General features: G+C 67.3%; 25 protein-coding genes, 1 tRNA gene and 1 pseudogene. 11 read left to right on the top strand and 16 right to left on the bottom strand.

Going from position 1 to position 24542, the window contains the following annotated elements:
* The 4 genes and pseudogenes from ACFWY9_RS38545 to ACFWY9_RS38530 form a co-directional block, all read right to left on the bottom strand.
* Window positions 1-1746: pseudogene (locus ACFWY9_RS38545) on the bottom strand (hypothetical protein); the annotation flags it as partial.
* 103 nt (window positions 1747-1849) lie between these two features.
* Entirely contained in the window at window positions 1850-2662 is an 813-nt protein-coding gene (locus ACFWY9_RS38540; protein ID WP_378341211.1) for a hypothetical protein, read from the bottom strand.
* A 134-nt stretch (window positions 2663-2796) separates the two neighbouring features.
* Window positions 2797-3042 (bottom strand): WXG100 family type VII secretion target, encoded by a 246-nt coding sequence (locus ACFWY9_RS38535; RefSeq protein ID WP_378341210.1) that lies wholly within the window; start codon window positions 3040-3042, stop codon window positions 2797-2799.
* Window positions 3043-3137: 95 nt separating this feature from the next.
* Window positions 3138-3422 (bottom strand): WXG100 family type VII secretion target, encoded by a 285-nt coding sequence (locus tag ACFWY9_RS38530; RefSeq protein ID WP_378329657.1) that lies wholly within the window; start codon window positions 3420-3422, stop codon window positions 3138-3140.
* 970 nt (window positions 3423-4392) lie between these two features.
* On the opposite strand from ACFWY9_RS38530, the gene ACFWY9_RS38525 reads away from it, so the two are divergent.
* The 3 genes from ACFWY9_RS38525 (at window position 4393) to ACFWY9_RS38515 (ending at window position 6794) form a co-directional block, all read left to right on the top strand.
* Window positions 4393-4758: a hypothetical protein gene (locus ACFWY9_RS38525; RefSeq protein WP_378341209.1), complete on the top strand. Its 366-nt coding sequence runs from the start codon at window positions 4393-4395 to the stop codon at window positions 4756-4758.
* Window positions 4759-4869: 111 nt separating this feature from the next.
* On the top strand, window positions 4870-5460 hold the full coding sequence (locus ACFWY9_RS38520) for a cold-shock protein (protein ID WP_378341208.1): 591 nt from the start codon (window positions 4870-4872) through the stop codon (window positions 5458-5460).
* 659 nt (window positions 5461-6119) lie between these two features.
* On the top strand, window positions 6120-6794 hold the full coding sequence (locus tag ACFWY9_RS38515) for a response regulator transcription factor (protein WP_378341207.1): 675 nt from the start codon (window positions 6120-6122) through the stop codon (window positions 6792-6794).
* Between the two features lie 59 nt (window positions 6795-6853).
* Here the strand turns inward: ACFWY9_RS38515 and ACFWY9_RS38510 are convergent, their stop codons facing one another.
* The 3 genes from ACFWY9_RS38510 to ACFWY9_RS38500 form a co-directional block, all read right to left on the bottom strand.
* A complete protein-coding gene (locus tag ACFWY9_RS38510; RefSeq protein ID WP_378341206.1) occupies window positions 6854-8941 on the bottom strand; it encodes an AAA family ATPase in 2088 nt (695 codons plus the stop codon).
* A gap of 344 nt (window positions 8942-9285) precedes the next feature.
* The gene (locus tag ACFWY9_RS38505; RefSeq protein ID WP_378341205.1) at window positions 9286-10677 is read right to left on the bottom strand and encodes an AAA family ATPase; all 1392 of its coding nucleotides are present in this window, start codon (window positions 10675-10677) and stop codon (window positions 9286-9288) included.
* 214 nt (window positions 10678-10891) lie between these two features.
* Window positions 10892-11311 (bottom strand): MarR family winged helix-turn-helix transcriptional regulator, encoded by a 420-nt coding sequence (locus ACFWY9_RS38500; protein WP_378341204.1) that lies wholly within the window; start codon window positions 11309-11311, stop codon window positions 10892-10894.
* A 57-nt stretch (window positions 11312-11368) separates the two neighbouring features.
* Between ACFWY9_RS38500 and ACFWY9_RS38495 the strand changes: the two genes are divergently transcribed.
* The 4 genes from ACFWY9_RS38495 to ACFWY9_RS38480 all read left to right on the top strand — a co-directional run bounded on the left by ACFWY9_RS38495 (window position 11369) and on the right by ACFWY9_RS38480 (window position 14379).
* Window positions 11369-11908: a DUF6790 family protein gene (locus ACFWY9_RS38495; RefSeq protein WP_378341203.1), complete on the top strand. Its 540-nt coding sequence runs from the start codon at window positions 11369-11371 to the stop codon at window positions 11906-11908.
* 451 nt (window positions 11909-12359) lie between these two features.
* Complete coding sequence (locus ACFWY9_RS38490; protein ID WP_378341202.1) at window positions 12360-12905, top strand: GNAT family N-acetyltransferase; 546 nt, start codon at window positions 12360-12362, stop codon at window positions 12903-12905.
* A gap of 388 nt (window positions 12906-13293) precedes the next feature.
* On the top strand, window positions 13294-14022 hold the full coding sequence (locus tag ACFWY9_RS38485; RefSeq protein WP_378341201.1) for a ceramidase domain-containing protein: 729 nt from the start codon (window positions 13294-13296) through the stop codon (window positions 14020-14022).
* A gap of 9 nt (window positions 14023-14031) precedes the next feature.
* Window positions 14032-14379, top strand: coding sequence for a TetR/AcrR family transcriptional regulator (locus ACFWY9_RS38480; protein ID WP_378341200.1), 348 nt, complete (start codon window positions 14032-14034; stop codon window positions 14377-14379).
* A gap of 57 nt (window positions 14380-14436) precedes the next feature.
* Here the strand turns inward: ACFWY9_RS38480 and ACFWY9_RS38475 are convergent, their stop codons facing one another.
* Entirely contained in the window at window positions 14437-15297 is an 861-nt protein-coding gene (locus tag ACFWY9_RS38475; RefSeq protein WP_378329668.1) for an alpha/beta hydrolase, read from the bottom strand.
* A complete protein-coding gene (locus ACFWY9_RS38470) occupies window positions 15294-16559 on the bottom strand; it encodes an amidohydrolase family protein (protein WP_378341199.1) in 1266 nt (421 codons plus the stop codon). Before ACFWY9_RS38470 ends, ACFWY9_RS38475 begins: the two co-directional genes overlap by 4 nt.
* Before the next feature lie 55 nt (window positions 16560-16614).
* Here ACFWY9_RS38470 and ACFWY9_RS38465 point away from each other — a divergent pair, with 55 nt between their 5' ends.
* The gene (locus ACFWY9_RS38465; protein WP_378341198.1) at window positions 16615-17211 is read left to right on the top strand and encodes a TetR/AcrR family transcriptional regulator; all 597 of its coding nucleotides are present in this window, start codon (window positions 16615-16617) and stop codon (window positions 17209-17211) included.
* A gap of 34 nt (window positions 17212-17245) precedes the next feature.
* Here ACFWY9_RS38465 and ACFWY9_RS38460 read toward each other — a convergent pair whose 3' ends face one another.
* Window positions 17246-17710 (bottom strand): MarR family winged helix-turn-helix transcriptional regulator, encoded by a 465-nt coding sequence (locus ACFWY9_RS38460; protein WP_378341197.1) that lies wholly within the window; start codon window positions 17708-17710, stop codon window positions 17246-17248.
* A gap of 91 nt (window positions 17711-17801) precedes the next feature.
* On the opposite strand from ACFWY9_RS38460, the gene ACFWY9_RS38455 reads away from it, so the two are divergent.
* Window positions 17802-18371, top strand: a complete 570-nt coding sequence (locus tag ACFWY9_RS38455; protein WP_378329672.1) for an NADPH-dependent FMN reductase — start codon at window positions 17802-17804, stop codon at window positions 18369-18371.
* 85 nt (window positions 18372-18456) lie between these two features.
* Here ACFWY9_RS38455 and ACFWY9_RS38450 read toward each other — a convergent pair whose 3' ends face one another.
* Both ACFWY9_RS38450 and ACFWY9_RS38445 read right to left on the bottom strand, forming a co-directional pair.
* A complete protein-coding gene (locus ACFWY9_RS38450) occupies window positions 18457-18762 on the bottom strand; it encodes a hypothetical protein (RefSeq protein WP_378341196.1) in 306 nt (101 codons plus the stop codon).
* A gap of 138 nt (window positions 18763-18900) precedes the next feature.
* A tRNA-Asn gene (locus tag ACFWY9_RS38445) sits at window positions 18901-18973 on the bottom strand.
* A gap of 172 nt (window positions 18974-19145) precedes the next feature.
* Here ACFWY9_RS38445 and ACFWY9_RS38440 point away from each other — a divergent pair.
* On the top strand, window positions 19146-19322 hold the full coding sequence (locus ACFWY9_RS38440; protein ID WP_378329674.1) for a hypothetical protein: 177 nt from the start codon (window positions 19146-19148) through the stop codon (window positions 19320-19322).
* Between the two features lie 4 nt (window positions 19323-19326).
* On the opposite strand, the gene ACFWY9_RS38435 is transcribed toward ACFWY9_RS38440, so the two are convergent.
* The 3 genes from ACFWY9_RS38435 to dnaG are packed head-to-tail and all read right to left on the bottom strand — an operon-like array spanning window position 19327 to window position 22589.
* Complete coding sequence (locus ACFWY9_RS38435; protein ID WP_378341195.1) at window positions 19327-20088, bottom strand: trans-aconitate 2-methyltransferase; 762 nt, start codon at window positions 20086-20088, stop codon at window positions 19327-19329.
* A gap of 60 nt (window positions 20089-20148) precedes the next feature.
* A complete protein-coding gene (locus ACFWY9_RS38430; protein WP_378341194.1) occupies window positions 20149-20670 on the bottom strand; it encodes a hypothetical protein in 522 nt (173 codons plus the stop codon).
* Window positions 20667-22589, bottom strand: a complete 1923-nt coding sequence (gene dnaG, locus ACFWY9_RS38425) for a DNA primase (RefSeq protein ID WP_378341193.1) — start codon at window positions 22587-22589, stop codon at window positions 20667-20669. Before dnaG ends, ACFWY9_RS38430 begins: the two co-directional genes overlap by 4 nt.
* Before the next feature lie 51 nt (window positions 22590-22640).
* Between dnaG and ACFWY9_RS38420 the strand changes: the two genes are divergently transcribed.
* Window positions 22641-23588 carry a sigma-70 family RNA polymerase sigma factor gene (locus tag ACFWY9_RS38420; protein WP_378341192.1) on the top strand — a complete coding sequence of 316 codons (948 nt, stop codon included), beginning with the start codon at window positions 22641-22643 and terminating at the stop codon, window positions 23586-23588.
* On the opposite strand, the gene ACFWY9_RS38415 is transcribed toward ACFWY9_RS38420, so the two are convergent.
* Complete coding sequence (locus ACFWY9_RS38415) at window positions 23563-24336, bottom strand: hypothetical protein (RefSeq protein ID WP_378341191.1); 774 nt, start codon at window positions 24334-24336, stop codon at window positions 23563-23565. The genes ACFWY9_RS38420 and ACFWY9_RS38415 overlap by 26 nt on opposite strands.
* Window positions 24337-24542 lie beyond the last annotated feature (206 nt).

Here is a 24542-nt window from a genome sequence, read left to right as displayed (position 1 = left end):
GTACGCCTTCAACAACCCAGCAGCATCCGGACGCTCCGCACCCTGACCACCACCACCCGCACCACCAGGCGACATCGGCGGCATCATCGGCATCCCACCAAGACCCTGCTGCGTACCACCAACAGGCACCTGCGGATCACCCACCGACGGCACCCCGCTCTCCCACGGCTCCGAACCCGCCTTCAACAACCCAGCAGCATCCGGACGCTCCGCACCCTGACCACCACCACCCGCACCACCAGGCGACATCGGCGGCATCATCGGCATCCCACCGCCCTTGTTCTGGTCGCCACCCTGCGCGCTCCCGGCGCTCGGCGACCAGTCCTGCGGATTCGAAGCCGGCGGGGGAACCGAACCCGGCGGGGGTACAGAGCCAGGAGGCGGCACCGAACCTGGAGGAGGCACAGAGCCGGGAGGAGGCACAGAGCCGGGAGGAGGCACCGAACCCGAGCCATTGCCGTTGGCATTGGCCTTCGAACCGCCAGGCGGCGGCACCGAACCAGGCGGCGGCACAGAGCCGGGCGGGGGAACCGAACCCGGAGGAGGCACCGAACCAGGCGGCGGCACGGAACCCGGAGGAGGCACCGAACCAGGCGGCGGCACAGAGCCAGGAGGAGGCACCGAACCCGGAGGAGGCACATCAGCCGGCCCATTGCCGTTGGCCTTGGCCTTCACGCCGTCAGGAGGAGGCACCGAACCCGGAGGCGGCACAGAGGCAGGTGGAGGTACAGAGCCAGGCGGAGGCACCGAACCCGGGGGCGGCACATCGGCCGGCCCATTGCCGTTGGCCTTGGCCTTCATGCCGTCAGGAGGAGGCACAGAGCCAGGAGGCGGCACCGAACCCGGCGGGGGGACCGAACCCGGCGGAGGCACCGAAGCAGGAGGGGGCGACGCGTTGTACTCCGGCACCTTGTAGTCCGGCGGCGGGGGGTAATCGAACTTGGGCGGATCGTAAGGCGGGGGCTGCTTGACCCCGTCACCGCCACCGCCACCGCTGCCATTGCCCGGCTGGATGGGGTTCGTCTGCCGCACCTCATTGTTCGTGATGACGTATTTCCCCGCCAGCTCCTGCATAGCGTTTCGCATCTCGGAGTTCATGGCGCTCACGACCGCCGGATCCTTGTGGATCATCACATACGAGCCGCCGTGGCCATCGTCCATCAGCGGAGCGAAGCCACGGATCCGGGCAACCCTGGCGTAGTAATCGTCGAGATAGTCCGTCTGCCGACGCGCCCATTCCAGCCATTCCCCATTTGAGTACAAACTGGCAGGAATGGCAGCCGAGGGATTCTTGGGATCGCCGATCATATCCGCATTGTTCCGGATGTTGTTGGCCAGTGTTTGCATTTTCGCGAAGAACGTGTCGGCAGCTTTACCCTTCCACGAACCACCTTCGCCGGCCACCGAGGTCGCCTGACCGAGAAGGTTCTCGGCAACTCGGTGCAAGGATTGCTCGATATAGGAAAGGCTGTTACCCGCCGTGTACAGGGTCGCCGGATTGACTGCTTCATTGGCACGTGCTATCTGCGCCTCGTCGGAAATGACCACTCCGCCGTGAACGGCAGCCTTGATCTGTTTCCAATCCCAGCTCATGAAATCATTGTCGTTATCGCCAGGCTTCCCATCGAGCTGGACGTAGATGCCATACTTGTCGTCGGGAGGGCCAGACTGGAAGACGTTGCCCGGGTAGCCCTTAGCCGAGCCTTCCGTGATTTTCCCGTCGCCGCTGCCGCCACTGTCGCCCATAGTCCCTCACCGCTGCCGATACCGTGCCAATGTGGATCAATACGTCCGAACGCGTTACGAGAATCGGGTGCCGACGGCGGTCGAGCACCATCCACGACGCGCGCTACGAACCCGGCTTCTGCGAGTTCTTGTCGATGTAGCTGAACGAATCGTTCATGATCGTGTTGAGCTTTTCCGCGCCGAGCTTGTTCAGATCCTCGGTGTTGTCGTAGTCGGCGACCAGCTTGCGCACCTCATCCCGGATGTTCCCCAACTGGGCGCTCAGTTCGGTGACGTATTTGCTCAAGTTGGTCTTGAGCCCCGGGTCCGAATCGCCTTTACCCGTGGTGATCTTCTGCCGCAACTTGTACGCGACGTTGAAACCGCCCGGCCGCACGTCCAGATCATTGGTCTTCACCTTCAACGGGTCGACCAACTCCGATCGAAGCTTATCGATATTGTCGGCGAAGATACTCAGCGCCTGGGTGTTGACCGCGATCCGGTCCTTGCCGTTGAAATGTCCGTCGCCCTCGGCTCCCGGCACCTTGGGCGCCTCGGGAAGATTGACCGGCGGCGCATGGTAATTGCTCCCATCCGGCGGCGGAACACCGTTCTTCGGGGCCGAAATCTTGGGGTCTTTCTTGTCGAACTCCGGGTCTTTCTTGTGTTCGTCGTCCACCTTGACGAACTTGAGCTCGGCATCGAGAGCGGACTTGTAGCTGCCGCTGTACTCGCTTTTACCGCCAAAGCGTTGGCCCGAACTGTACGTGCCGGGGGACTCACCGGACTCTTTCAGGCTCGCGTAGGCATGGACCAGGTCGCGCTCCTCCGGCGTCAGGTAGCCCCGTTCGACGTAGTAGTCGAGCCTGTCCCAGTTGATATCCGTGTCTTTTTTCCACGCGTCGTTGTTGATCCATTCTTGTGACTTGTCAACCACAAGAACCACCTCCAGAGAGCCGGGCCGCCGATGTCGGGGAAAAAGTCAGGGTCAGCGTTTCGGTCACCACTGCGGAACCCACGACCGCGTGCATCGGATCCGGGCGACGGCTCGCCGCCCGGATCCGATGGCGATCAGTGGCTGTCCGCCCAGAGCTTGGCGGACTGGGAGTCGGAGACGCCATAGTTCTGCGCGATGTTCGCCAGCGTCTGCCCGGCGCTGGCGAGATAGACCGGCATCTGCGCGGCCTGCTGGTTCCAGACCGCCTTGGCGTCCCAGTAGGCGGTCTGCGCCGAACCGGTCCAGTCGGCCAGCGTCTTCTCGACGTCGGCCTCCATGTCCGTCAGCGCCTGCTTCACGCGAGCGTTGGCACTCTTCATCTCTTCGAGGGTCATATCCCCGACGTTGAAGTCAAAACTGAAGTCGGACACTGCTGCGGTTCCTTTCGAGTCAGTCGATATCGCAGGGGGGGTTTTCAGACGCCCGGCAGGGCCGTGCCGAAGGACTGAGCGGCGCTGACCGCCTCGTCCTCGGCGGCCACGAACTGCTTGGTGTTCACGCCCATGACGTCCATCATGCTGATCAGCTTGTTGATGATCACCTGGAACGACCGCTCCCAGTTGTCCATCGCCTGGTTGAACTGGGTGGACGCCTGGCCACGCCAGCTGGCCTGCAGGCTCGCCATCAGGGAGTTGACCCGCTGCAGTTCCTGGGTGAACTCGCTTGCCTTGTCACCGAAGACCTGCGCGGCATGCTGCATCCCCGGCTGTACTGTCTGAATCTGTGGAATTGATGCCACTTGCTGTGCTCCTCTGCTTTCTTCTCCGGCCCGCGGTTACGCGCCGATCGAGAATCCCGCAGCTGCGGGCCCTTCTTCCAACCGCGACATTTTGTTACGCGGCAGCCGTTTCCGTTCGCCAAGGTCACAAACGCCGGTCATGTTCTCTCCCCTGGCACCGCTCGCCCCGCCCGCGATCAACCGGGTGTGCCCAGCCATGGTGACCGCCACCGCGGCTCAGAGTCCGCATCTCCACCTCCTGCCACGACCTTCCGCACCCCCGCGGGTACCGGCCGACACAATTCCGGGATGAAACCGCGCGCACGTACGGCTAGCGGCGAGCGCCGATCTCAGGGAGCCGAACCGGTTGTCTCAGGTAACGGCGATCGATGACCGTCCACACCTTTCCGACTCCTCCCGAGGATGCCTCGGAGAGCACACCGGCGCATACTCCAGCGCACCACCTCTGCCCAAGAAGACACAGTGGGTGTTCGTTCGTCCGGCCGCGCCGAGGTCACCGACCACGTACTCGTGACGGGGAGCCGGCACTCGGGTGCTGCGGCCTGCCCGGGATTCCGGCTGGTGAATCCTCGGCACCGTACCGTTCGGCGCCTACCGGCGAACCACCACGAAGGTGAACCGGCCATACGCCGGCTGTCGGTCCCTTGTGGATACGCCGCGGGGACTGGAAGGCCTCCACTCGTCCACGCGGCTCGTCCCCGACCGATGTTCTGGTTGATCGGACGGACACGCTAGCAGACAACCTTGTCCCTTGGTCACGCCCTCCGGCGCGCTCGCCGAGCCATCCCGGTCGATGCCCATGCGGGTAGCAGCCAGCTCTCAATGGGCAACGTCACGGTGAATGCGTTGCACGGCCGCCGCATACGGTGCGAATGTGAGCGCGATGTCCGTCGGACAACTTTCTTTTACAGCCGAAAGGAAACCGCACATAATGCCTTCCGCGACAAGAAAGATCTTCCTTGGCGCTGCCGCGCTCGGCGCCATCGCCGTCGGCGTGGTACCGGGAACCGCGCAGGCCGCGACGACCGCCAGCGGGACGTTCAGGCTGTGCAACGTCGGCACCGACTACTCCGTGTACGCCACCTTCCCCGACCGTGGCGGCTTTTCCTCCTACGTGCTTTCCTACGGCCAGTGCTGGAACGGCGATATCGGTCCCAGCGAGGCCTTCTACCTGAATGTCCGGCGCGCGAACAACTCCGAAGAGTTCAGCACCTATCGCGACTACACGAACAACGCGCCGTCGACGGTCGTCACGACCCAGAACACCTTCACCTCTTTCACCTACGTCAAGCAGTAGCACCACCGCTGCGCGACAAACGTGCGCTGGAAGCCCCGAGGGTCCCCTCGGAGCTTCCAGCGCACTCGGCCCAGTTCTGCGACCGATCTTTCCTTATTCCGGACCTGTGAAATGAACACCGGGGCGTTCGGACAGGACACCTGTCCCAAAGGGAATGAACCTACCGCGGCCGTGGATCGCCGAGTATCGTCCGCGCGAAGCCGCAGGGTCACGGCGATCAGAGTGACACCACGGAAAGTCGAGCATCGAGGACATGGGATGAAGACGGCAACAGGCAGGGTGATCAAGTTTGACGACATTCGCGGCTACGGGTTCGTATCACCCGACACCGGCGGCGAGGACCTCTTCGTCCATGTGAACGACCTGTACTTCGACAAGCAGCTGATCAGCACCGGCGTACAGGTCGAGTTCATTCCCGAAGAAGGTGAACGAGGCCTCAAGGCATCACGGGTACGGCTGCTCGAAAAGCTCCCGGAAATCCAGCCCGCGCCGTCTGCCCAACCGCTTCCGGCGAACGAGCCGGCACCCGGGGCGTCGGAGGACGAGGACGACCTGTGCGACGTGTTGTCCGTGGGTGAGCTGAAGACGGAGCTGCTCGAAGCACTGGTCGAGGCTGTACCGGACCTGACCGGCACGCACCTTGTCACGGTAAGGCAGTGCGTGGTGACACTCGCTCGCAAACACGGCTGGATCGAAAACTGAACACCGCCGCAAGTGCGGCGTCCCGAAAGCTCCGTTGAAGACGTCCACCGTCCTCAAAGGAGCTTTCACCGTTCTGCCCCGGAACGGTGCCATGTGACGCGGAGCGGCAAGGCGCGGATATCCCATCGCCGGCGCTCGCGCGGACGCGGCGGAACTCGGCCGGACGTGTCCATCCCGGACCGGTCAGCGCCGGCGTGCCGGCTCGCCGCGGTGAGCGTCCGGCCAAGGAAAGGTCAATCACGATTGCCCGAAAGTACTCTCCGCGCACCTCGATGACCCGAGGTGCCGCGAGCGAGTTCCCGCGGGGCGAGCGACCATGCCACACTCGGGCAGCGGGTAAGCCCCAGCCCCGTGTACTGCGGTTTCGGTTCCCTTCCCGTGGGCGGCCACGCCGATCACCGTCGCCCACCGGCGCACCCGGTGCCACTTCGGTTCCGCCGTGCCCGGGCAGATGTGAGCACCAGTGAGCACGGCCTGAGGCTGGCGTGCGCCCGGTTAGCCGATGATGATCGTCCCTACGGATCGACGGAAGCCCGGAAGCCATCTCCGGTACCGCGCCGGTCCATCGGACAACCGGCACCGGAAACGTCCTCATCGGCGAATGACGTTTCCCTCCCGCCGGTCGCCAATCGGGTGGGATAGGTCAAGGGAACCGCACAATGAACAATGGGATTTGGGCATCTGAAACCGCGGTGGGCGCACTTGTGGCGGTCGCGGTACACGCGCCGGACGCGATGAGCAAGATCGGCATGACGAGCATGCTGGCGGCGGAACGCCGGGTGAAAGTACTCACCGACGCGGCCGAGTTCCCGGCCGCCGACGTGATCGTGGTGGTCGAGGAATCGGTGTGCGCCGACACTCTCGCCCTACCACGAGAAGTTCGCGCGGCCTCACCGCACGAAGCGCCCCCGCGCTGCGTGATCGTCACCGACAACTTCCCGGACAACATGCTGGTTCCGGCGATCGAATGCGGCATGGCCGCGATGCTGCCGCGAAACAGGATCAAAGCCGACGTGCTGGCGCGGACGATTGTCGGAGTCAGTCAGGGAATGGTGTGCCTGCCACTTCGGCTCCAGGCCGGCCTGCTCGCCGAGTTCGACCGGGTGGTGAACAAGGTACTGAAACCTAGGGGTCTCACCCTGAGCGGACTTTCGGTCCGTGAACACGAGGTCATCCGCTTACTGGCGAACGGGTACGACACCGACGAGATCGCCGCCGAACTCGCCTACTCCGGCAGCCTGATCAAAAAAACGATCAAAGAACTGATGGATCGTTACGGCCTGCGCAGCCGCTCACACGCGGTGGCGCACGCGATTCGCCATGGAATTATCTGACATCCGGAACGGTCGCGGGCGCCAGGGCGAACTGGCCGTCCGCGAACGTCGCCGACCGGTCAGCGCTGTTCGGTGTGTGTGCCCGGCGAGGACGCCTCGTCGTGCCGATGATGATGCTGCCAAAGAGCGTCACAGATCTCGCGCTCGCCCGACTGGAGGTGCCGGCGGTAGCTGCTGAACGGAACGCCGAGCCGGGCCGCCGCGGCTCTCTGATTGGTGTCACGGTCGAGGTAGGTGGCCTGGACCGCGCGCTGCTGCCTGAGACGACGTGGGTCCTGGCGCAAGGCGTCCACAGTGGTGACAACGGCCGCACGCAAGGCACCGAGGTCACCGTAGACCCGGATGAGCTGGTTCACCGCGAGCGCCTCGTCGTCATGCCAGTCGCGCAGGGCCTGCTTGACCGCGGCGAAGAACTCCTCTTGGGACATCGCCGGTGCCGCACGGGTTTCGCGAACGGCGTCGCCCAGCATGACGCCGCCCCGCAGCTTCTCCTCGGTTCGTTCGAGATGCTGCCCCAGGGGGATCTCGCGCCAGTCGCGAATGAACAGCCCCCAGCTCCCGTCCCCGAGTTCGGGGATCGCCCGGTACAGCCCAAGGTCGTACGGTTCGAGCTGGGACACGGCAGCAGTGGCGTTCGGCACGAGCAGGAAGCTCGCGACGAGCCCGTCCTTGCGATGCAACGACTTGATGGACTGGTATCCGGTATGGACGGTCACCTCGGCCACGTAGTTTTCGGCGGACAGCGCCGGAACACCGAAGCGAGCCACCCCGACATGTTCACCAGGTTTCACCTGACCGGCTTGATCGAGATACTCCCGCACCGGCGCGAGCACGGGGTCACCACTCAGCTCGTCCGTCCCCGGGGACAGGCGCAGCCAGGCGTAGAAGGACACCATCGTCATGTCCTCGGCGCGGTGGTAGACGGAGAAGCCTTCCGGTTGTCTGTCGAGCCAGTAGGCCACCAGACGCGTGTGCTCCTCGCCCCAGTACTCGCGCGCCAGCCGCAGCAAATCCTCTCGCATCTCCGGCAGGTACGCGCTCTCGAACAGCGCCTCACGTTCCCGAAAAGCGAGGATCTCCGCGCCCGCCGGGGAGAGGTACCGGCTGAGGTAGAGCAGGTCCCCCGCCGCCACATCGATTTCGTCGTCCGAAGCGGGCGACCGGTCGTTGAGCAAATACCGCCACAAACGCAGGTTCAACTCGCCGTAGGCGACGGGGTCGCGCCATTTGAAGGAGGAGTCGAGTACCTCGCGGACGAGTTCGTGGCAGACCAGTCCGTGGCGTCCTGTTTCGACGTACGGTAATCCGGCCAGCCAGTCGAACACGGTGTGCGCGTCGTGTTCGTTCAGTCCGGTGCGGAGCAGCCCGACGGTGACATGGCGCACGTGGCCGCACACACGCAGGCCGTACTCATGCGCGGCCGAGGGCACCCGGTCGATCATGCGGGCCAACAAGGTCTCGATGACCTGCGGGCTGGGTTCCCACTCGGCGTCGCGGACCGCACCGGGCTTGACGGTGGTCTCTTCGGCCGCCAGGCACAGGGTGAGCGGATGCCCCGCGGCGAAGCCGTTCACCGTGGCGTGCAGTTCGCCGGGAACACCGCGCTGGGTGAGCAGATCGCTGACCTCGTCCTGGGTCAAGGGGGCCAGGGGGATCGTCCGGACGAGATGACGCCAGCCGAGGTCGAGCGTCCACTGTGGCTCGGGGCGACGCCGTCCGGCGATGACGACGACGGTGTCCTCGGGCACCGTCGGCAGGAGCTGCTCACGCAACCAGGCTTCCAATGCCTGGCAATGCTCGAATCCGTCGATGACCAGCACCGGCCGCTCGGTCGTGTGCACCGGCGCGACAGCTTCCGTCAGCGCGCTGGTGGAGGTGAGCACATATTCCCCGTCCACCCACACCACCGTGCGACCCCGCTCGTCGGCGTCATCGGCCAGCTGCCGCAACAACGCCGACTTCCCGATCCCGCCAGGACCGTGGACGAACAACACCTGCGGAGCGTCCGGGCCACCACGAAGGGCCGAGCCGAAAACCTGCCGATACTCGTCCCGGCCGATAAAGCCCGTACGGAAGAACGGCCGCACACGGTCAGCCAACGAACGCCGCCCTCGGCGTACCGGCAGCTGCCGCACCACTTCGCTCACGCGCTGGTCCTCCATACCCGCGCAAGCTCAGGCGGGCACTGAGTGAGACGCCGATGGCAGCCAACCGTCGCCGCATCCTAATACCGTAATATGGACAATTCCGCGCGAGGGCCCGCTGCGGGCAACCCGGGCAGCGCGGCCGGGAACCCGCCCCGTCACACGGTGGTCATGACGCGTTCTGAGCGCTTGCCCCGGGAGGTCGCAGATCATCGAACACAACGAGTCAACCACCGGTGCTCCGTCATCGCCGCAGGTTAAACGGGTAACCCACCCCTCGGTCAAGGTAGCACGCACCCCGGCGCAGTCAAATCGAACGAGACCGGCCTCTCGCGTTCAAGCCGCGATCAGCTGATCATGCGCGGTTTTTCGTCGTGCCCGGCAGTGTCCGGCGCACAATGCGTCAGCGCTTGCAGCCGCTGCACCACCTCCGGCGCGAGCCGGCCGGCGAAGCTGGTCAACAACTGCTGGGCATCGCGATGGCTACATTCGTGATCGCCGCGGATGTGGCGGATCTCGATGCGCTCGAGCATGGCCGCCACCCGCTGGGCTGGGTTCTGCGCGATGTCGACGGCCGCGTCGAGCCACCGCAACGCCCGCGACGGCGACCGCGCACCGGCCTCGCTCGCCCGCTCCATCAGCGCGGGGAAGGCGAGGGCTCGGTCGATCAGCCCTCCGGCGTCGACGACCAGATCGCACAGGTAGTCCAGGTCGTCGCACCGTGCTTCGCCCGTCCACACCGCGGTGATGGCCGTGGCCGCGAGTTGCCGGCGTTCGAAGGGAGCCATGGCGTCGGTGAGCGACGAAGCGACGACCGGCACGAGCACCCGCCACGAGTGTCCATTCCGGCCACGATGCAGAATTCCCTCTCGCCGCAAGGTGTCCAGCAACGCCACGGCCTCGGCTTCACTCGTCTCGAGTACCCCGGCGACCAAGCGCGGCACCTCCTCCCCGAGCGGCGCGAACACGCAGGCCGCGGTCGCCGCGGTACGGGCCAAGGGAGGCAGAACGCGGAGCCGCCGAAGCACTCCGTCGTCCCCTGACGACGGCACCGGGAACGCGGGCGGCACACAACGCGCCTTGCCGTCGAGCACGCGGATGGTGCCGTTGTGCAGCAGCATCTCGATCGAGTCGCGTACCGCGGCCGGAATACCCCGGGAAAGCTCCCTGACCCTGCCGATCAATTCGTCGTCCGGCTCGGCCGACGTGGCCGCCGCGATTTCGGCCACGATCTCGCATTCCGCCATCGGCCGAAGCCGGACGGAGGAAACCAGGTTGTCGTCCCGCAGGCTCCGCCACCAAGGCAGTTGCCCGACCGGAATCGGCGTACGGACCGCGCACACGCAGGTGATCGATTTTCCGGTCAGCCCGCGCACCAGCGCGCCGAGGACGGCGCGCGAGTCGCGGTCGCTCCACTGCACGTCGTCGATCAGCAACGCGGCGCCGCGGCCACCGGGCAGCAAATCGGCGGCCACCGCCGAGGCGGCCAGCCGGGCGATCTCCGGATCCCGGTGCGCGCCCACGACCGGGGCGAGCGGCACGGAACTCGAATCGGCGCCGGGTGACCGCACCGGTATGGCATCGCCGTCGCGGGTGAAGCGAATCGCCGTGACCGCCGTCCCTCTCTCGAAAAGCCGCTCGCCGGCCTTGTGCAGCGCGGTCGTCCGGCCGATCCCCGGCGGGCCGGTGATCGCCACGATCGGGGTGCCCGCGGCGAGAGCGGAAAGCACGGTGTCCACATCCTCAGCATGCGGCCCGCCCGGCGGCCCCGGAACTCACCGGGCGGGGATCGAGGACTTTCGGCCTGGGAACGTATCCGAACCACTTACGGAAAGATCACACCCGGTACGAAGCTATCCGGTGAAAGGTACCGGCCAGGCGATACGAAAGATTTTCATAGATTTCGCGCACACCCGCCGAGGAATGCCGACGGTAACCGGTGGCGCTTTCCGGTCAGGCGGATTCGAGGGTTTCCGCCAGCCGCAGGGTGTCCGCCAGGTAACGGTCATACGGGAATCCTTGCCCGCGCAGACCGCGACGGAGCAGTTCAGCGAGGGGTTTTCCGTCGACATGGTAGGCCTTGCGGCCGGCCGGGGTGAGCCCGACGAGCCGGCGGCGGCCGTGGTGCGGATCGGTGGTGATCCGGATCAGTCCGTCCTCCTCCAGCGGGCGCAATGCCCGGCTGATCGCGGGGTCGGAGACCCCCATGGACCGCGCCAGCCGATGCTGGGTGGCCGGCTCGATGTCTTCCAGTGCGCCGAGCAGCCGCAGCCGGGCGTAGCTGAGCACCCCTTCCCGACCGGCGTTCCGGCGCGCGTGCTCCCCCAGCAGGGAGACCACGCGGTGCAGCAGATCCGAGAGTCCGTCGTCCATCGGCCCACCATATCGCGAGTGTTGACAAGTTAATATTAACCGTGCAAGACTCAGGGCATGACCACGACGAGCTACACCTTCCAGACCTGCTTCCCGCTGATCACGCCGGTGATCGCCTGCATCGGAGCGCTCGTGCGCTCCCGCCGCGCGCACACCCGCCTCGAACGACTGGAGATCTGGCAGCGGTGGTGGGCGGTCGCCGCACTCGGCTTCGGCAGCCTGTGGATGACCCTGAGCTTCCTGACCATCCCGGACTACATGGCCGAGACGATCGGCTTCGCCCGTACTCCGTTCGTTTTCGAGATCGCCTTCGCCAACCTCGGACTCGCGGTCATGGGCTTCCGCGCCGTCAAGGCATCGCTGCGCGAACGCGTGACGATCGGCCTGGGCGCCGGCATGTTCCTCTGGGGCGCCACGATCGGCCACCTCTACCAGTTCTTCGCCAACGGCGACCACGCGCCGGGCAACACCGGCGGCGTCCTGATCTGCGACGTCCTCTTCCCCGCCGTGATGATCCTCCTCGCCCGGCGCGCCCAGAAGCTGCAGGCCCAGGCCGCCCCCGCCGGACTCCCGGAAAACCAGCCCGTCCCGCGCTGACCCACCCGAACCGGAATCAACCACCCCCGCCGCACAGCGGGGGTTTTCCGGCGCTGCCTCGTCGCGAACGCTCCGTTCGCGACGCAGACATCCGTCCATTGTGGTCGGCGAGGACGGGCGCGTGCGGCTCGGCAGTGCGTCAATCGGCGAGTGAAGAAAACTCACGTCTGTCCGTGTGTGTCGGCGCGGTTGCCGCAGGTCCGCCTTCCATCAGCTCGGTCCTGCCGCTCCCGTACACGACCGCCCGTGCCGCATCGACGCCCGGCATGGTGGCCAAGGTGGACAAACCCCGGGTTTTTCCGGGTAGGAAAAATGTCGTGGTCACCTACGCCGGTCGGCTCTATGAACAGCGTCTGTACTCTCAACGACAGGCGAGCAAGGGTGGCGAACCGCTGATAACAAGTTCGGCTACCCGTCGAGCGGGTAGGAACACCCAGGAGGTACTGGAAACATGTCTATCACTATCCGACCTGCCGATCTCGCTGACGAGGCCGAGGACGTCACCGCACTGTTGGTGGACTACATGACGAGGGCTCATCGGCAGTTCCTGGAAGCGTTTGGTTTTCGTGGTGCACCCACGGATATTTCCGGCTTGCGGGATTCGCTGGGAGAGTACGGCGGTTCGTCCAATGTGCTGCTGGTGGCGGAGGACTCGGACCGCGGATTGGTGGGGGTGGCGGGCCTGCGGTCTCTGGAGCTCGGTGTCGTGGAGGTGAAGCGGATGTACGTGGCGCCTGAGTGCCGTGGCCTGCGCGTCGGCTCGCTCCTGCTCGACGGCCTGCTGGAAGAGGCGCAGCGGATGGGGGCGTCGGCTGTCAGGCTTGACACTGCCCGGTTCATGGTGGAGGCCCAGCGTTTGTACCGCTCGCGTGGTTTCGTCGAGAGGCCGCCCTACCCGGGGACGGAAATCCCGCAGGACCTCCACGAGTTCTGGGTCTTCTTTCAACTGCCGATCGGTCCACCTGCGGCCGATGAGCCGCAGGCGCAGCCGGCATAAGCCAGGCCAAGAACAGGTACGGCGGCCCCGTCGGCGGACCGGTTTTCCGAGCCGACACGCGCACCACTGTCGGCGAAGGTGACTGTCCTGACTGAGGGCGCGGTCGAGTCGCCGCGTGACTCCCACGGTGCCGCCGGACGGCCGCGAAGACGTCAGAACACGGGCCGCGTCCGGCCGTGCCCCGAAACGACCCGGGTCCTCCTCCAGGAGGACATCACACGATCGTCCTGGGACCGCGGATACGATTCGTGGCCCGAAGGGCACGACTGCGAAGCCGCGGCGAAAAGTCCTGTTATGTTCCGCGTAAAATCTCGCAGGTAATTCTCCACCCCCGGAAGGCCGCGACAGTCGGAATTTTCGGCTATTCACTGAAAAGAAAGCAGCGGGAGTGAACTGGCAGAACCACCTACACGACTATTGCGAGCGGGTTTCGCCGGCGTTCTGGGCCGAACCGGTCAACGCGCTGAGCAACGCGGTGTTCCTCCTCGCGGCGGTGATCGTCTGGCGGATGCAGCGCAAAACCCGGGTTCCGGCCAGCCTCACGGTGCTCGTGGTGTTGATGGCGGTGATCGGGGTGGGCAGTTTCGTCTTCCACACCGTGGCCACCGCGTGGTCGCAGTTGCTGGACGTGGTGCCGATCGGGGTGTTCGTCTGTTGCTACCTGGCCGCGTACCTGCACTGGTTCTGGCGCTGGGCCTGGTCTCGCGCGTGGCTGGGAGTGCTGGTGTTCGCCGGCGTCTGCGCCGCGACCGTGCTGGTGTTCGGCAACCGCAGCATCAACGGTTCGCTGCCCTATCTTCCGGTACTGGCGACCCTCGCGGGTTGCACTGTGGCACTCGCCCTGTCCAGGGAACGGGAACGGGCCGCGCACTGGCGCGCGTTCGCCTTGGCGACGGTCCTGTTCGCCGGCGCGCTGCTGTTCCGCACCCTGGATTTCGCGGCCTGCGCCCGATTCCCGCTCGGCACCCACTTCCTCTGGCACCTGCTCAACGGTGCCGTGCTGCTGGTGCTGTCTCGCGCACTGGTCGCCCACTGGCAGCGGACACGCCGCTCCGGCGAGCCGGGTACCCCTGCCGCGACCGGCAGCTCCGATGCCGTCGCTCGTCCCGCCGGATAGCCTGGCCGCATGGCAGAAACTCGTCCTGGAGGTCGTACGGCCCGTACCCGCGCGGCGGTGCACAACGCCGTGCGCGAGTTGTTCGCCGAGGGACAGGACCAGCCGTCGGTGCGGGAAGTGTCCGAGCGGTCGGGTGTGCACGAGGTGACGATCTACCGGCGCTGGGGCCGGATCGAGTCGCTGGTCCTCGACGTCGCGGTCACGCAGCTCAACGAGGAGGCGCCGTTCCCGGACAGCGGCGACCTGCGCCGTGACCTGCTCGGCTGGGCACACGCGGTCGCCGGACAGGTGAAGACCCGGGAGGGCACCGAAAAGCAGCGACCGCGGCTGCTGCTGCCTCGGATCCCACGCGCCTGAACCAGCAGTGTCCACAGAGGACTCCCGGGCCGGTAGGGCCACCTTGCGGACGTGGCCTTACCGGCGCCTGGCACGGCAGGTCCTGAGGTAGCTGAGGAAGGAGGCCTGCAAGCCGGTCACATGCGTTTCACGCAGGATCGCGCTGGTGACGGCCGCGCCGCGGGAGGTGAGGCGGTGCAGGACGGTGGCCGCGTTCTTCGTGAGGTTCTGGTAGATGGCCAGGTCTCCGAGTAGCTCTTGCTCGTTGAGGGTCACGTGCAGCTCGGCGGCAGGCCGGCTGTCCCCCATTTCTCGGAGCTGGGCGAAGATCCGGCTGTCTTCACCGGTGACGCCGGGGCTGCCCGCTCCGATGCTTTCGAAGAGCGTGCTGCCGGTGAGCCAGGTGTAGAGGCTGAAAAGTCCGCCGTAGGAGTAGCCGAAAAGGCCGTGACCGCTCGTGGCTGTGCCGTAGTCACGTTCGATCCGCGGGTGCAGTTCCGCGGTGAGGAAGCTCAGGAACGCGTCGGCGTGGGTGTCACGTAATTCGGCGAGGTAGGCGTCGGCTTCCTCGCGTGTCCTCGCGCCCGCTCGAACTCCCATCTCCACGGCATCGACGAGTTCCTGGGCGATGGGCTCGCCGGGTGGCACGAGGTCCCTGTTGCGCAGCCGATCCCAGTGCTGTGCTTCCTCGCCCGCGTAGCCGACGCTGACTTGGATATACGGCTGGATCCGCTGCATGGGGTCGAGCTGGGTGACGATGAGCGGAGCCGTCATGCCCACGGCCCAGTTGCCGTCGAGCACATACACGACAGGCGCTCGCGTCGTGGCGGGGTCGTAGCCCGGTGGGGTGGTGACCCAGACGCCGTAGTCGTGCCCACCGCTGGAACGCGTCTCGAAGTAGTCGGTGCCGGCGAGGCAACCCTGCCACATGGTGCTCATCGGAGGTCCTTCACAACTCGGCCGGCCTGGAGAACGAGGACGGCATTGGCGGGGTCGGCGAACAATTCCGGGTCTTCGAGCGGGTTTCCGTTCCACAACACGAGGTCTGCCTGCATGCCGGGAGCGATGACCCCCACCTGATCGGCCAGGCCGAGGATCTCGGCGTTGGTCTTGGTGGCCGCCACGAGGGCGTCCATCGGCGTCTCGAGTTCCGCGCGGATCCTGAGCTCGTCGCCTCGACGGTCCTGCACCGGACCGATGAGATCGGACCCCAACCCGATCCGTACTCCGGCTTCCTTGGCGACAGCGAGCGCCTCGGTCATCCGCTCACGAACACCCATCACACGCTCGCGGACCGACTCGTCGAGGCCGGTTCCAGCGGTGTCCCGCAGCAGTTGCTCGACGACGGCGAACGTGGGCACAAGGGCAACCTCGCGAGCGGCCATCAGGGTGGCCGTGGACTCGTCGAGGTCGGTGCCGTGCTCGACACAGCGCGCCCCGGCCTCGACCGCGTTCCGGATGCCGTCGTTGTTGTGGGCGTGAACAGTCACGTAGGTGCCCCGTGCCGCGGCTTCCTGGACGGCGACGGCAATCTCCTCGACGGTGAACTGGGTGTCGGTCAGCCGGTCGTGCGCCCCGACCACTCCGCCGGTCACACAGAGCTTCAGGAAGGAGGCTCCGCGACGGAAGGCCTCGCGCACGTTGCCTCGCAGCTCGTCCGCGTTGCCCGACATCATGGACAGGGCACACAGACCCGGAACGTGATGGCTGCTCCACAGCTCGGTGGGTTCCCAGTCAGCTCCGTAGTAGCCGTGCCCACCAGTCTGGCACTGGACAGGTCCACACGACAGGACGCGCGGTCCCCTGACCTTGCCCTTGGCGATCGTGGTGACGACGCCGCCGTCGATCCCGCCGGTGTCCCGGACGGTCGTGAACCCGGCGTCGAGCGTCGTGCCGGCCGTGGCGAAGATGTCCGCCGCGATCTCGGCGGCACTGAGCCGGAACGAGAACTGCGGCTGGATCGGGCTCGACAGTCCTAAGTGGACGTGTGCGTCGATCAGGCCGGGCGTCATCGTCAGTCCCGCGGCGTCGAGGCGCTCGCCGGATGCGCTGGAGGCACCGAGCTGGGCGATACGCCCGTCTTCGACGGTGACGTCGGTGTCGACGGGGTCGCGACCCGACCCGTCGACGACCGTCGCGCCGGTTATCCGAAGTCTTCCCACGAGTCGTTCCCTCCGCCGTCGCGAGCCTGCTGCGACCATGTGTGACGCAGCACAACGCCCTCGACCTCTCTTTTCCAATGGATAAACTGTGGGAGTGATCCTGTCAAGCACGGAACGCACCGGCGACGCACGCGAGCGTCTCCTGACCCGGCTTCTCGACGCCTTCGACGGTACCCTTCCCTCGCCGGAGGTGTCGCTCCGCGAGGTCGCCGCCCGGGCCGGGACCAGCCACGCCCTCCTGCGATACCACTTCGGGTCGCTCCCGGGCGTCTTGGCAGCCATGCTCGAAGCACTGCGATCCCGTGACAACGAGGCGCTTTTCGAGGTCGCCCGGCAGGGCACCTTCGACGACTTCGTCGTGGCGATCTGGCGGGCCTACACCCGCCCGGAACAGCTGTCCCGCATTCGCGGCTTCTTCCACGTCGTAGGACTGGCCGCGTACAGCCCGGAGGAATTTCGCGAGTTCATCGACTCGCTCGGCGACCTGACCAAGATGCTGGCCTCGCTCGCGGAACGCGAAGGGCTCGACGCCGAGGAAGCACTGACCCTGGCCACCGTCACCGTTGCCGCGATTCGCGGCCTGCTCCTGCAGGAAGTTCTGACTCCAGGCGCCCACTCGGAGGACGCGGTCGCCTTGATCCTGCGCATGAGCAAGGACCCCTCCGGGCCACGAACGCATCCGGGTCCTTGACCCTGCGGTGCCGGGGAAATCTCCCGGCGCGGGCTCACAACGGAATGGCGTGCTGGGTGACGTAGTGCCGGATCAGCGCTTCGATCGAGCGGCGAAAGGAATCCTGCCTGCTGTCGCTCAGCGTGCCCGCCAGCTGGCCGAGCTCGGCCCGGACCGCCTCGCGCACCAGGCGCACGACGGCCCGGCCGGCCTCGGTGACGGTGACGTGGACGGCGCGCCGGTTGCCGGGAACCGCGATCCGTCGCACCAGTCCACGCCGCTCGGCGCGGTCGACCAGGCCGGTGACGCTGGACTTCTCCAGTTCCAGGATGCCGGACAGCTGGCGCATGCCGATCTCGCGGTCGTCGAGCACGGCGAGCATCCGCAGCTGGGTGACCGACAGTCCTTGTTCGCCGGCGAGGCGCCCCAGGATCGCCTGCACGATGAACGACAGCTGCATGAGCCCGTCGACCAGCGCCAGGTCCGACGTCCGGGCGCCTTGGGCTGAGGAAGTGGTCACAGTGGCCAGGTTAGCTTGACCGAGTTCGTGACACCAACTATTTTGGTTCGTGACACCAACAGTACGTGGAACCAACCAAGAGGGGCGCGCCATGACCGACAAGAAACGCGTCGCTGTCGTCATCGGCAGCACCCGGCCCACCCGCATCTGCGGCGGTATCGCCGCCTGGGCACGCGACAGTCTGCAAGAGGACAGCGACCTCTGCTACGACCTGATCGATCTCGCCGAAATCGCGTTGCCGTTCCTGGACGAGCCCGTCAAGGCCGCGTTGCAGCAGTACGAACACGAGCACACCCGGGCCTGGAGCAAGCTCGTCCAGAGCTATCACGGATTCCTGTTCGTGTTCCCGCAATACAACTGGGGCTATCCGGGGGTACTCAAGAACGCGCTGGACTATCTCTACCGGGAATGGCACGACCGGCCCGCGAGCCTGCTCACCTACGGCACCCGCGGCGGCGGCAAAGCCGCCGAACAGTTCATCAGCGTCCTGCACGGACTGCACATGCGCGTGCTCGACACGCACGTCGAAGCCGTCATCACCGACCAGGACGTGGACGAGAACTGGCAGCTGCGCGACCTCGACGGCACGCTGCGCCCGAACCGTGCCCTGCTGCGCAAGATCGACGAAGAAATGACCGAAGCGCTCGCCGACGGCCAATGACCGCGTCCGGCAGCGAGACCTGACCGTTGGTACCGCGCCTGCGAACAGGTATTCAGAAGCCGCCGTTGATCGGGGGCGGGGCCGGTCACCGGGTCGGGCCGCCGCCGATCCGGTCCACCGCGTCCTTGGCGTCGCGCAGAGTGGTGCCGGTGGCCTCGCGGTAGTGTTTGACCGCCGCGATCTTCTTGCCCTGGGCCAGCAACGCCGCCACTTCCACGGTGAGCTCGCCGGCCGGCTCGGTGATGCCGAGGTGGTCGAGCACGAGATCGAGCTTGCGTTCCACCCGGGCCAGCCGGTACTCCAAGGACCTGGTGCCCGGACCCCGGCTCGCGCCTGCGAGGATGCCCAGAATCAGCAGAGCGACGACTATCCAAAGCAGCGTGATGTCCACGTCGCGCAGCATAGGCCGTGGCCCATTCGGTCATCTGCTTCAGGCAATCCCCGAGTCGTCAAGCACGCCGGATCGACTGGTGGCGGCCGGTCGAGCGGCCGGACGCGAATAAGCCCAGGTCACTGACCTGGGCTTGCGCTCCCCCGCTTGGACTCGAACCAAGAACCCTCCGGTTAACAGCCGAATGCTCTGCCAGTTGAGCTACAGGGGATCGTTATTCACTTCTCGTGTCGCCGGAGTTGTTCTCTCCGTCCGACGAGAAGAACTTTAGCTCATGCCGCCGAGCCCCCGCACGGCACCCCCCTGTTAACCGTCCCGCCCGCCGCGGCCGGTTTTCCTGGACAATGGCCGTCGGGGCGAGATCGACAGGAGGCGTGGGGCGGATGAAGAAGTTCCTGCTGGGTGCGGGCCTTGGCTACGTGCTGGGCGCGAAGGCAGGCAGGGCGCGGTACGACCAGTTCGTGCAGGCCTACCGCCGGATCGTCGATCATCCGATGGTCCAGGGTGCCGCCGGGGTCGCCCGCGCCAAGCTGTCCGAGAAGTTCGGCCGGGGCCGGTGAGCGCTCAGACCCTGGCCACGAAGAACACCCGCCGGAACTCGAACCAGGTCGTCCCGTCCTGGCGCGTCGGATAGGCCTCGTCCAGCAGCGGGATCAGGTCTGCGCGGAATCGCTGCCAGTCCGCGTCGCCCAGCCGGGCGCGGACCGGCCGCAGCGCGGTGCCGGTGATCCACTCCAGCACGGCGTTCGGGCCGGACAGTGGCTGCATGTACGTGGTCTCCCAGGCGTCGACGCCGCATCCGGCGTCGGCGAGCAGGTCGGCGTAGGCACGCGGGGTGCCGACGGCGTCTTCGTCGCGCAGGAAGCCTTTGCCGAGCACGTCGGCCCAGGCGGGCGACGCGGCGAGTTCGCGGGTCAGCGCATGCGAGGGCGCGTTGAAGTTGCCGGGGACCTGGACGGCGAGCCACGCCCCTTCCGGCAGCTGCCGGACCCAGCGGCGCAACAGCTCCTCGTGGCCGGGGACCCATTGCAGGACGGCGTTCGACACGACGACGTCGGTGTCCGGCGCGGGCACCCAGTCCCGCACGTCGAGCACCTGCGCGTCGAGGCCACGCTCCCGGGCCGCGGTCACCATTTCGGGTGAGTTGTCGCTCGCTTCCAAGATCGCCTCGGGCCAGCGCTTCGCCAGGTCGACGGTCAGATTTCCCGGCCCGCAGCCGAGATCGACGACACGTCGGGGCTTGGTGGCACCGATCCGGCCAACGAGGTCGTAGAACGGCCTGGCCCGCAGGTCGGCATAGTCGAGGTACTTGGCGGGATCCCACATGGTTCACCTCCGCGCAGCAAACAGTACGCTCGTACTGCTGCAACCAGTACGAGCGTACTGCTAATCGCGGGGGTTGACCAGCTTCGCGGCGACCTCTTCGGCGATGGCGGCGACCAGCTCGATGTCCGTGCCCGGGTCCGGCCGGGCCTGCAGCACGACGCCGTCGCGGCCGGGGATCTTGCGCTGCACGAACCACGCGCCACCACCGGCCAGCTCCTGCCGGTGCCGCGAACGGACCGAGCCGTCGACGCGCAACCGCACGTGGTGCGGCACCTTGCCCGGTGCCGGAAGCCGGAAGGACACCGGCGCGCGGTCGGCGAGCAGCACCGCTCCCCCGGCCGTGCCGGCCTCGTCGGACTCGGTCAGCGTGAACACGCCCTCGGTCCACGCCGCCTTGCCGACCAGGTGCCAGCCGACGCGTCGCGCGCCGTCGCCGTCCGGGATCCAGAGGCCGAGCGCGGTGACCACGAGATGCCCGCCGCCCTCGACGCGGGCGCTGTCGACGACGTTCTCGCCCTCGGCCAGCTCGCCGGGGAAACCGTCCGGGGTCCGGTCGCCGAGCAACCGGCGCAGCAGGCTCATTCCCAGCCGCCGCTCGCCTGCTCCCGCAGTGCCTTCCGGTACTGCTCCAGCGCGACGAGGTCGCCGAACAACGCGCGATAGTCGTCCGGCGCCTCGACCGGGGACAGCCGTTGCAGCTTCGACTTGATCTCGCCGATCTGCCTGCCGACGAGGTTCTCCTGGACGCCGGCCAGCACCCCGGAGATGTAGCGGGAGTCGACCTCGCCCTTGGCGCGCAAGGGTTCCACCGACAGCTCGCTGAGCACCCGCCGGACCGTCCCCTGTGGACAGTGCGGCGCGGCGGCGTCCAGCAGTGCCGGTCCGGTCAGGCCCGACGCCGCGCCGCCCGCCTTGAGCAGCGCCAGGTGCAGCGCGACGTACACCGGGTGGGTGAACGCCTCCTCGGGCAGCGAGTCGAACTCCGGCCCGGCGATCGCGGGCTGTTGCAGCGCGGCCTTGAGCGCCTCGCGCTGCCCGATGAAGCGGGGGTCGTCCGGTGCGGGCCGCGGCAGGTCCTGTGCCTCCGCGGCGGCGGACGCCGCGGCCTCTTGTTGCTGCCGCTGGGACTGACGTCGCGCGGGAGCCGCCACGCCGCCCCGTTTGTCGGCCGCGCCCGCGCTGCCGCGAACCCGGTTCACCACCTGGGCGACGTCCTGCCAGCCCACCCACCAGGCGAGTTTCGAGGCGTAGCCGTCCCTGCGCGCACGGTCCTTGATCGAGGCGACCATCGGGACGGTCTTCTGCAGCGCGGCGACCTGGCCGTCGACCGAGTCCAGGTCGAACTGCTTGAGCATGCTCTTGATCGCGAACTCGAACAGCGGAGTCCGCCGCGCGACCAGGTCCTTCACCGCGGCGTCGCCCTTGGCCAGGCGCAGCTCGCACGGGTCCATGCCGTCCGGCGCGACCGCGATGTAGGTCTGCCCGGCGAAGGTCTGGTCCCCCTCGAACGCCTTGAGCGCGGCCTTCTGCCCCGCCTCGTCACCGTCGAAGGTGAAGATCACTTCGCCGCGGAAGGCGTCGTCGTCCATCATCAGCCGCCGCAGGACCTTCATATGGTCCTCGCCGAACGCCGTCCCGGACGAGGCGACGGCGGTCGGCACGCCCGCCGCGTGCATCGCCATCACATCGGTGTAGCCCTCGACGACGACCACCTGGTGCCGCTTGGCGATCTCGCGTTTCGCCAGGTCGAGGCCGAACATGACCTGCGACTTCTTGTAGATCTGCGTTTCCGAGGTGTTGAGGTACTTCGCCTCGATGCGGTCGTCGTCGAACAGTCTCCGCGCGCCGAAGCCGACGACGTCGTTGCCGACGTCGCGGATCGGCCACACCAGCCGCCGGTGGAACCGGTCCATCGGGCCGCGCTGGCCCTCCTTCGACAGCCCGGACGCGAGCAGCTCCTTGACCTCGAACCCGCGCGTCAGCAGGAACTTCGTCAGCTTGTCCCAGCCGCCCGGCGCGTAGCCGCAGCCGAACGTGCGCGCCGCGTTCTGGTCGAACCCGCGCTCGGACAGGAAGTCCCGCGCGGTCCGTGCCTCGTCGGTCAGCAGCTGCTCGGCGTAGAACTCCTGCGCCAGCCGGTGCGCCTCGATCAGCCGCGAGCGGGTGCCGCGGTCCCGCTGGACGCTGCCGCCGCCACCCTCGTAGTTCAGCCGGATGCCGACCCGGTCGGCGAGCCGCTCGACCGCCTCCACGAACGAGATCAGATCGATCTTCTGGATGAACTTGATGACGTCGCCGCCCTCGCCACAGCCGAAGCAGTGGAAGGTGCCATGCGTGGGGCGCACGTTGAACGACGGGGTCTTCTCGTTGTGGAACGGGCACAGCCCCTTCAGGCTGCCGCCACCGGCGCGGCGCAGCGCCACGTACTCACCGACGACCTCGTCGATCCGGTTCCGCTCCCGCACCTCCGCGATATCGCTCTCCCGAATACGTCCCGCCACGGGAACCACTCTAGTTCTCCCCGTTCCGGCGCCGTACGGCACACTCGACGTATGAGCACGCCCACGGCCCTGGACGGACTCGCCGCCGAGTTCGCCGAACACCGGTCTCACCTGATCGGGGTCGCCTATCGGCTGACGGGCGCCCGGTCCGACGCCGAGGACGCCGTCCAGGAGTCCTGGCTGCGGCTGAGCGGGCTGGCCGAGCACACCCGGGCGGGGATCCGCGATCTGCGGGGCTGGCTGACCACCGTGGTCGGCCGCATCTGCCTCGACCGGCTGCGGTCGGCGCCGGTACAGCGAGAACGCTACGTCGGGCAGTGGCTGCCGGAACCCATCGTGACCCCGTTCGGACAGCCGGTGAGCGAGGACCCGCTGGACGCCGCCGTGCGCGACGACGGCGTCCGGATGGCCGCGATGGTGGTGCTCGACAAGCTCACCCCCGAACAACGCGTCGCGTTCGTGCTGCACGACGCGTTCTCCGTGCCCTTCGGCGAGATCGCCGAAATCCTGGGCTGCAGCACGGAAGCCGCGCGCCAGCACGGTTCCCGTGGCAGGCGCGCGCTGGCCGACGCCGATCCGCCGCCACGTGTCGACCTCGAAGAGCAGGCCAAGGTCCTCGAGAAGTTCGTTACCGCCCTGATGACCGGCGACGTCCGCGCGGTGGCCGAGGTGCTGCATCCCGACGTCGTGCTCATCGGCGACTCCAACGGCAAGGGCCGCACCACGCGCCAGATCATCGTCGGCGCGGACAAGCTGGTGCGCTTCTACACCGGGCTGCAGCGCAAGTACCCGCCGGGCGCGTTCGGCCGTGGCGCGGCGGTGCTCGTCAACGGCGACCTCGGCATCTACATGCCGCCGGCCCCCGCCGCGGAGGGCTACCTGCCGATGGACGAGCACGTGCAGGCGGTGAGCATCCGGGACGGGAAGATCGTCGCCTTCTACGACGTCGTCAACCCGGACAAGCTCACCGGCATCACGCGTCCCGTCGTCGAGCAGTGAGCACGCCCGCCGCCAGCACCGCGAGCGCGAACGCGGCGAAGTAGGCCAGCGCGAACGGCTGCGGCAGCGGCGAGTCGGACAGGATGTTCGCGTTGCCGCCGCCGCGTCCGCCGCTCGCGCCGCCGGCGCCGCTGAGGAACTTGGTCGCGGCGTTGAGCGGCAGCCACCGGTGGATGGGCTCGCCGATCTCAGGGATCGCGCTGATCAGTTCCTCGGCCATGAGCGCGTAGATGATGCACACGCCGACGGCTCCCGCGCTGTGCTCGACCAGCAGGCCGATGCCCACCGCCGCGACCGCCGCCAGCGCGTACACCGGCCCGGTGCCCGCGAGAATGGTCCAGTCCGCCGCGCTGTCGAGTACCAGATCCGCGCCCGGCGGGGCGACGAGCAGGCACGCGGCCCACGCGCCGAAGGCGGCCAGTTCCCCCAGCACGAACGCGAAACCCGCGACGACCGCGGCCTTCGCGACCAGCGCCGGAGTCCGTGTCGGCACGGCTTGGAACGTCGTGTGGATCGTGCCGGTGCGGTACTCGGTGGTCACCGCTAGCGCGGCCAGGGTGAGCACGACGGCGAGACCGAACCGGTAGCCGAACTGCGTCGTGGCGACCGTCGGCAGGTCCGTCGACTCGCTGGCGCCGCCCGCGACGAGCATCGCGAACCCCGTGGTGACGGCGAGGGCGAGGAGCGCGCACGCCCACGGTGAGCGGGTGCTGAGCAGCTTGATCCGCTCGGCTGCGAGCAGGTGCATGATGGATTCCCCTTTCGTGACAAGGGAATCCTGGCGTTCCGGGCCTGCCCGGCGCGTCCGCCCTGGGCCGGACTCGCGGGGTCGGACCGGGGTCGGACCCGTGCGTGGCTCGAGCGCCCCAATGTGGCATTGGGTGCGTTGGACGCACCCAATGTGGCGTTCGGTGCGTTGGACGCACCCAATGTGGCGTTCGGTGCGTTGGACGC

Origin of the sequence: Amycolatopsis sp. NPDC059027, from assembly GCF_042739735.1 — a bacterium.
In the GTDB taxonomy this organism is placed as follows: domain Bacteria; phylum Actinomycetota; class Actinomycetes; order Mycobacteriales; family Pseudonocardiaceae; genus Amycolatopsis.
The sequence above is the reverse complement of the archived record's forward strand: the minus strand, read 5'-3'. Positions and strand labels throughout refer to the sequence as shown.

Bases quoted from the DNA above. Each gene is read 5' to 3' on its own strand.
- ACFWY9_RS38535 (WP_378341210.1), bottom strand. From the start codon at position 3,042: ATGAAGAGTGCCAACGCTCGCGTGAAGCAGGCGCTGACGGACATGGAG.
- ACFWY9_RS38530 (WP_378329657.1), bottom strand. From the start codon at position 3,422: ATGCAGCATGCCGCGCAGGTCTTCGGTGACAAGGCAAGCGAGTTCACC.
- ACFWY9_RS38525 (WP_378341209.1), top strand. From the start codon at position 4,393: ATGCCTTCCGCGACAAGAAAGATCTTCCTTGGCGCTGCCGCGCTCGGC.
- ACFWY9_RS38520 (WP_378341208.1), top strand. From the start codon at position 4,870: ATGAACACCGGGGCGTTCGGACAGGACACCTGTCCCAAAGGGAATGAA.
- ACFWY9_RS38515 (WP_378341207.1), top strand. From the start codon at position 6,120: ATGAACAATGGGATTTGGGCATCTGAAACCGCGGTGGGCGCACTTGTG.
- ACFWY9_RS38500 (WP_378341204.1), bottom strand. From the start codon at position 11,311: ATGGACGACGGACTCTCGGATCTGCTGCACCGCGTGGTCTCCCTGCTG.
- ACFWY9_RS38495 (WP_378341203.1), top strand. From the start codon at position 11,369: ATGACCACGACGAGCTACACCTTCCAGACCTGCTTCCCGCTGATCACG.
- ACFWY9_RS38490 (WP_378341202.1), top strand. From the start codon at position 12,360: ATGTCTATCACTATCCGACCTGCCGATCTCGCTGACGAGGCCGAGGAC.
- ACFWY9_RS38480 (WP_378341200.1), top strand. From the start codon at position 14,032: ATGGCAGAAACTCGTCCTGGAGGTCGTACGGCCCGTACCCGCGCGGCG.
- ACFWY9_RS38475 (WP_378329668.1), bottom strand. From the start codon at position 15,297: ATGAGCACCATGTGGCAGGGTTGCCTCGCCGGCACCGACTACTTCGAG.
- ACFWY9_RS38470 (WP_378341199.1), bottom strand. From the start codon at position 16,559: ATGGTCGCAGCAGGCTCGCGACGGCGGAGGGAACGACTCGTGGGAAGA.
- ACFWY9_RS38455 (WP_378329672.1), top strand. From the start codon at position 17,802: ATGACCGACAAGAAACGCGTCGCTGTCGTCATCGGCAGCACCCGGCCC.
- ACFWY9_RS38440 (WP_378329674.1), top strand. From the start codon at position 19,146: ATGAAGAAGTTCCTGCTGGGTGCGGGCCTTGGCTACGTGCTGGGCGCG.
- ACFWY9_RS38435 (WP_378341195.1), bottom strand. From the start codon at position 20,088: ATGTGGGATCCCGCCAAGTACCTCGACTATGCCGACCTGCGGGCCAGG.
- ACFWY9_RS38430 (WP_378341194.1), bottom strand. From the start codon at position 20,670: ATGAGCCTGCTGCGCCGGTTGCTCGGCGACCGGACCCCGGACGGTTTC.
- ACFWY9_RS38420 (WP_378341192.1), top strand. From the start codon at position 22,641: ATGAGCACGCCCACGGCCCTGGACGGACTCGCCGCCGAGTTCGCCGAA.
- ACFWY9_RS38415 (WP_378341191.1), bottom strand. From the start codon at position 24,336: ATGCACCTGCTCGCAGCCGAGCGGATCAAGCTGCTCAGCACCCGCTCA.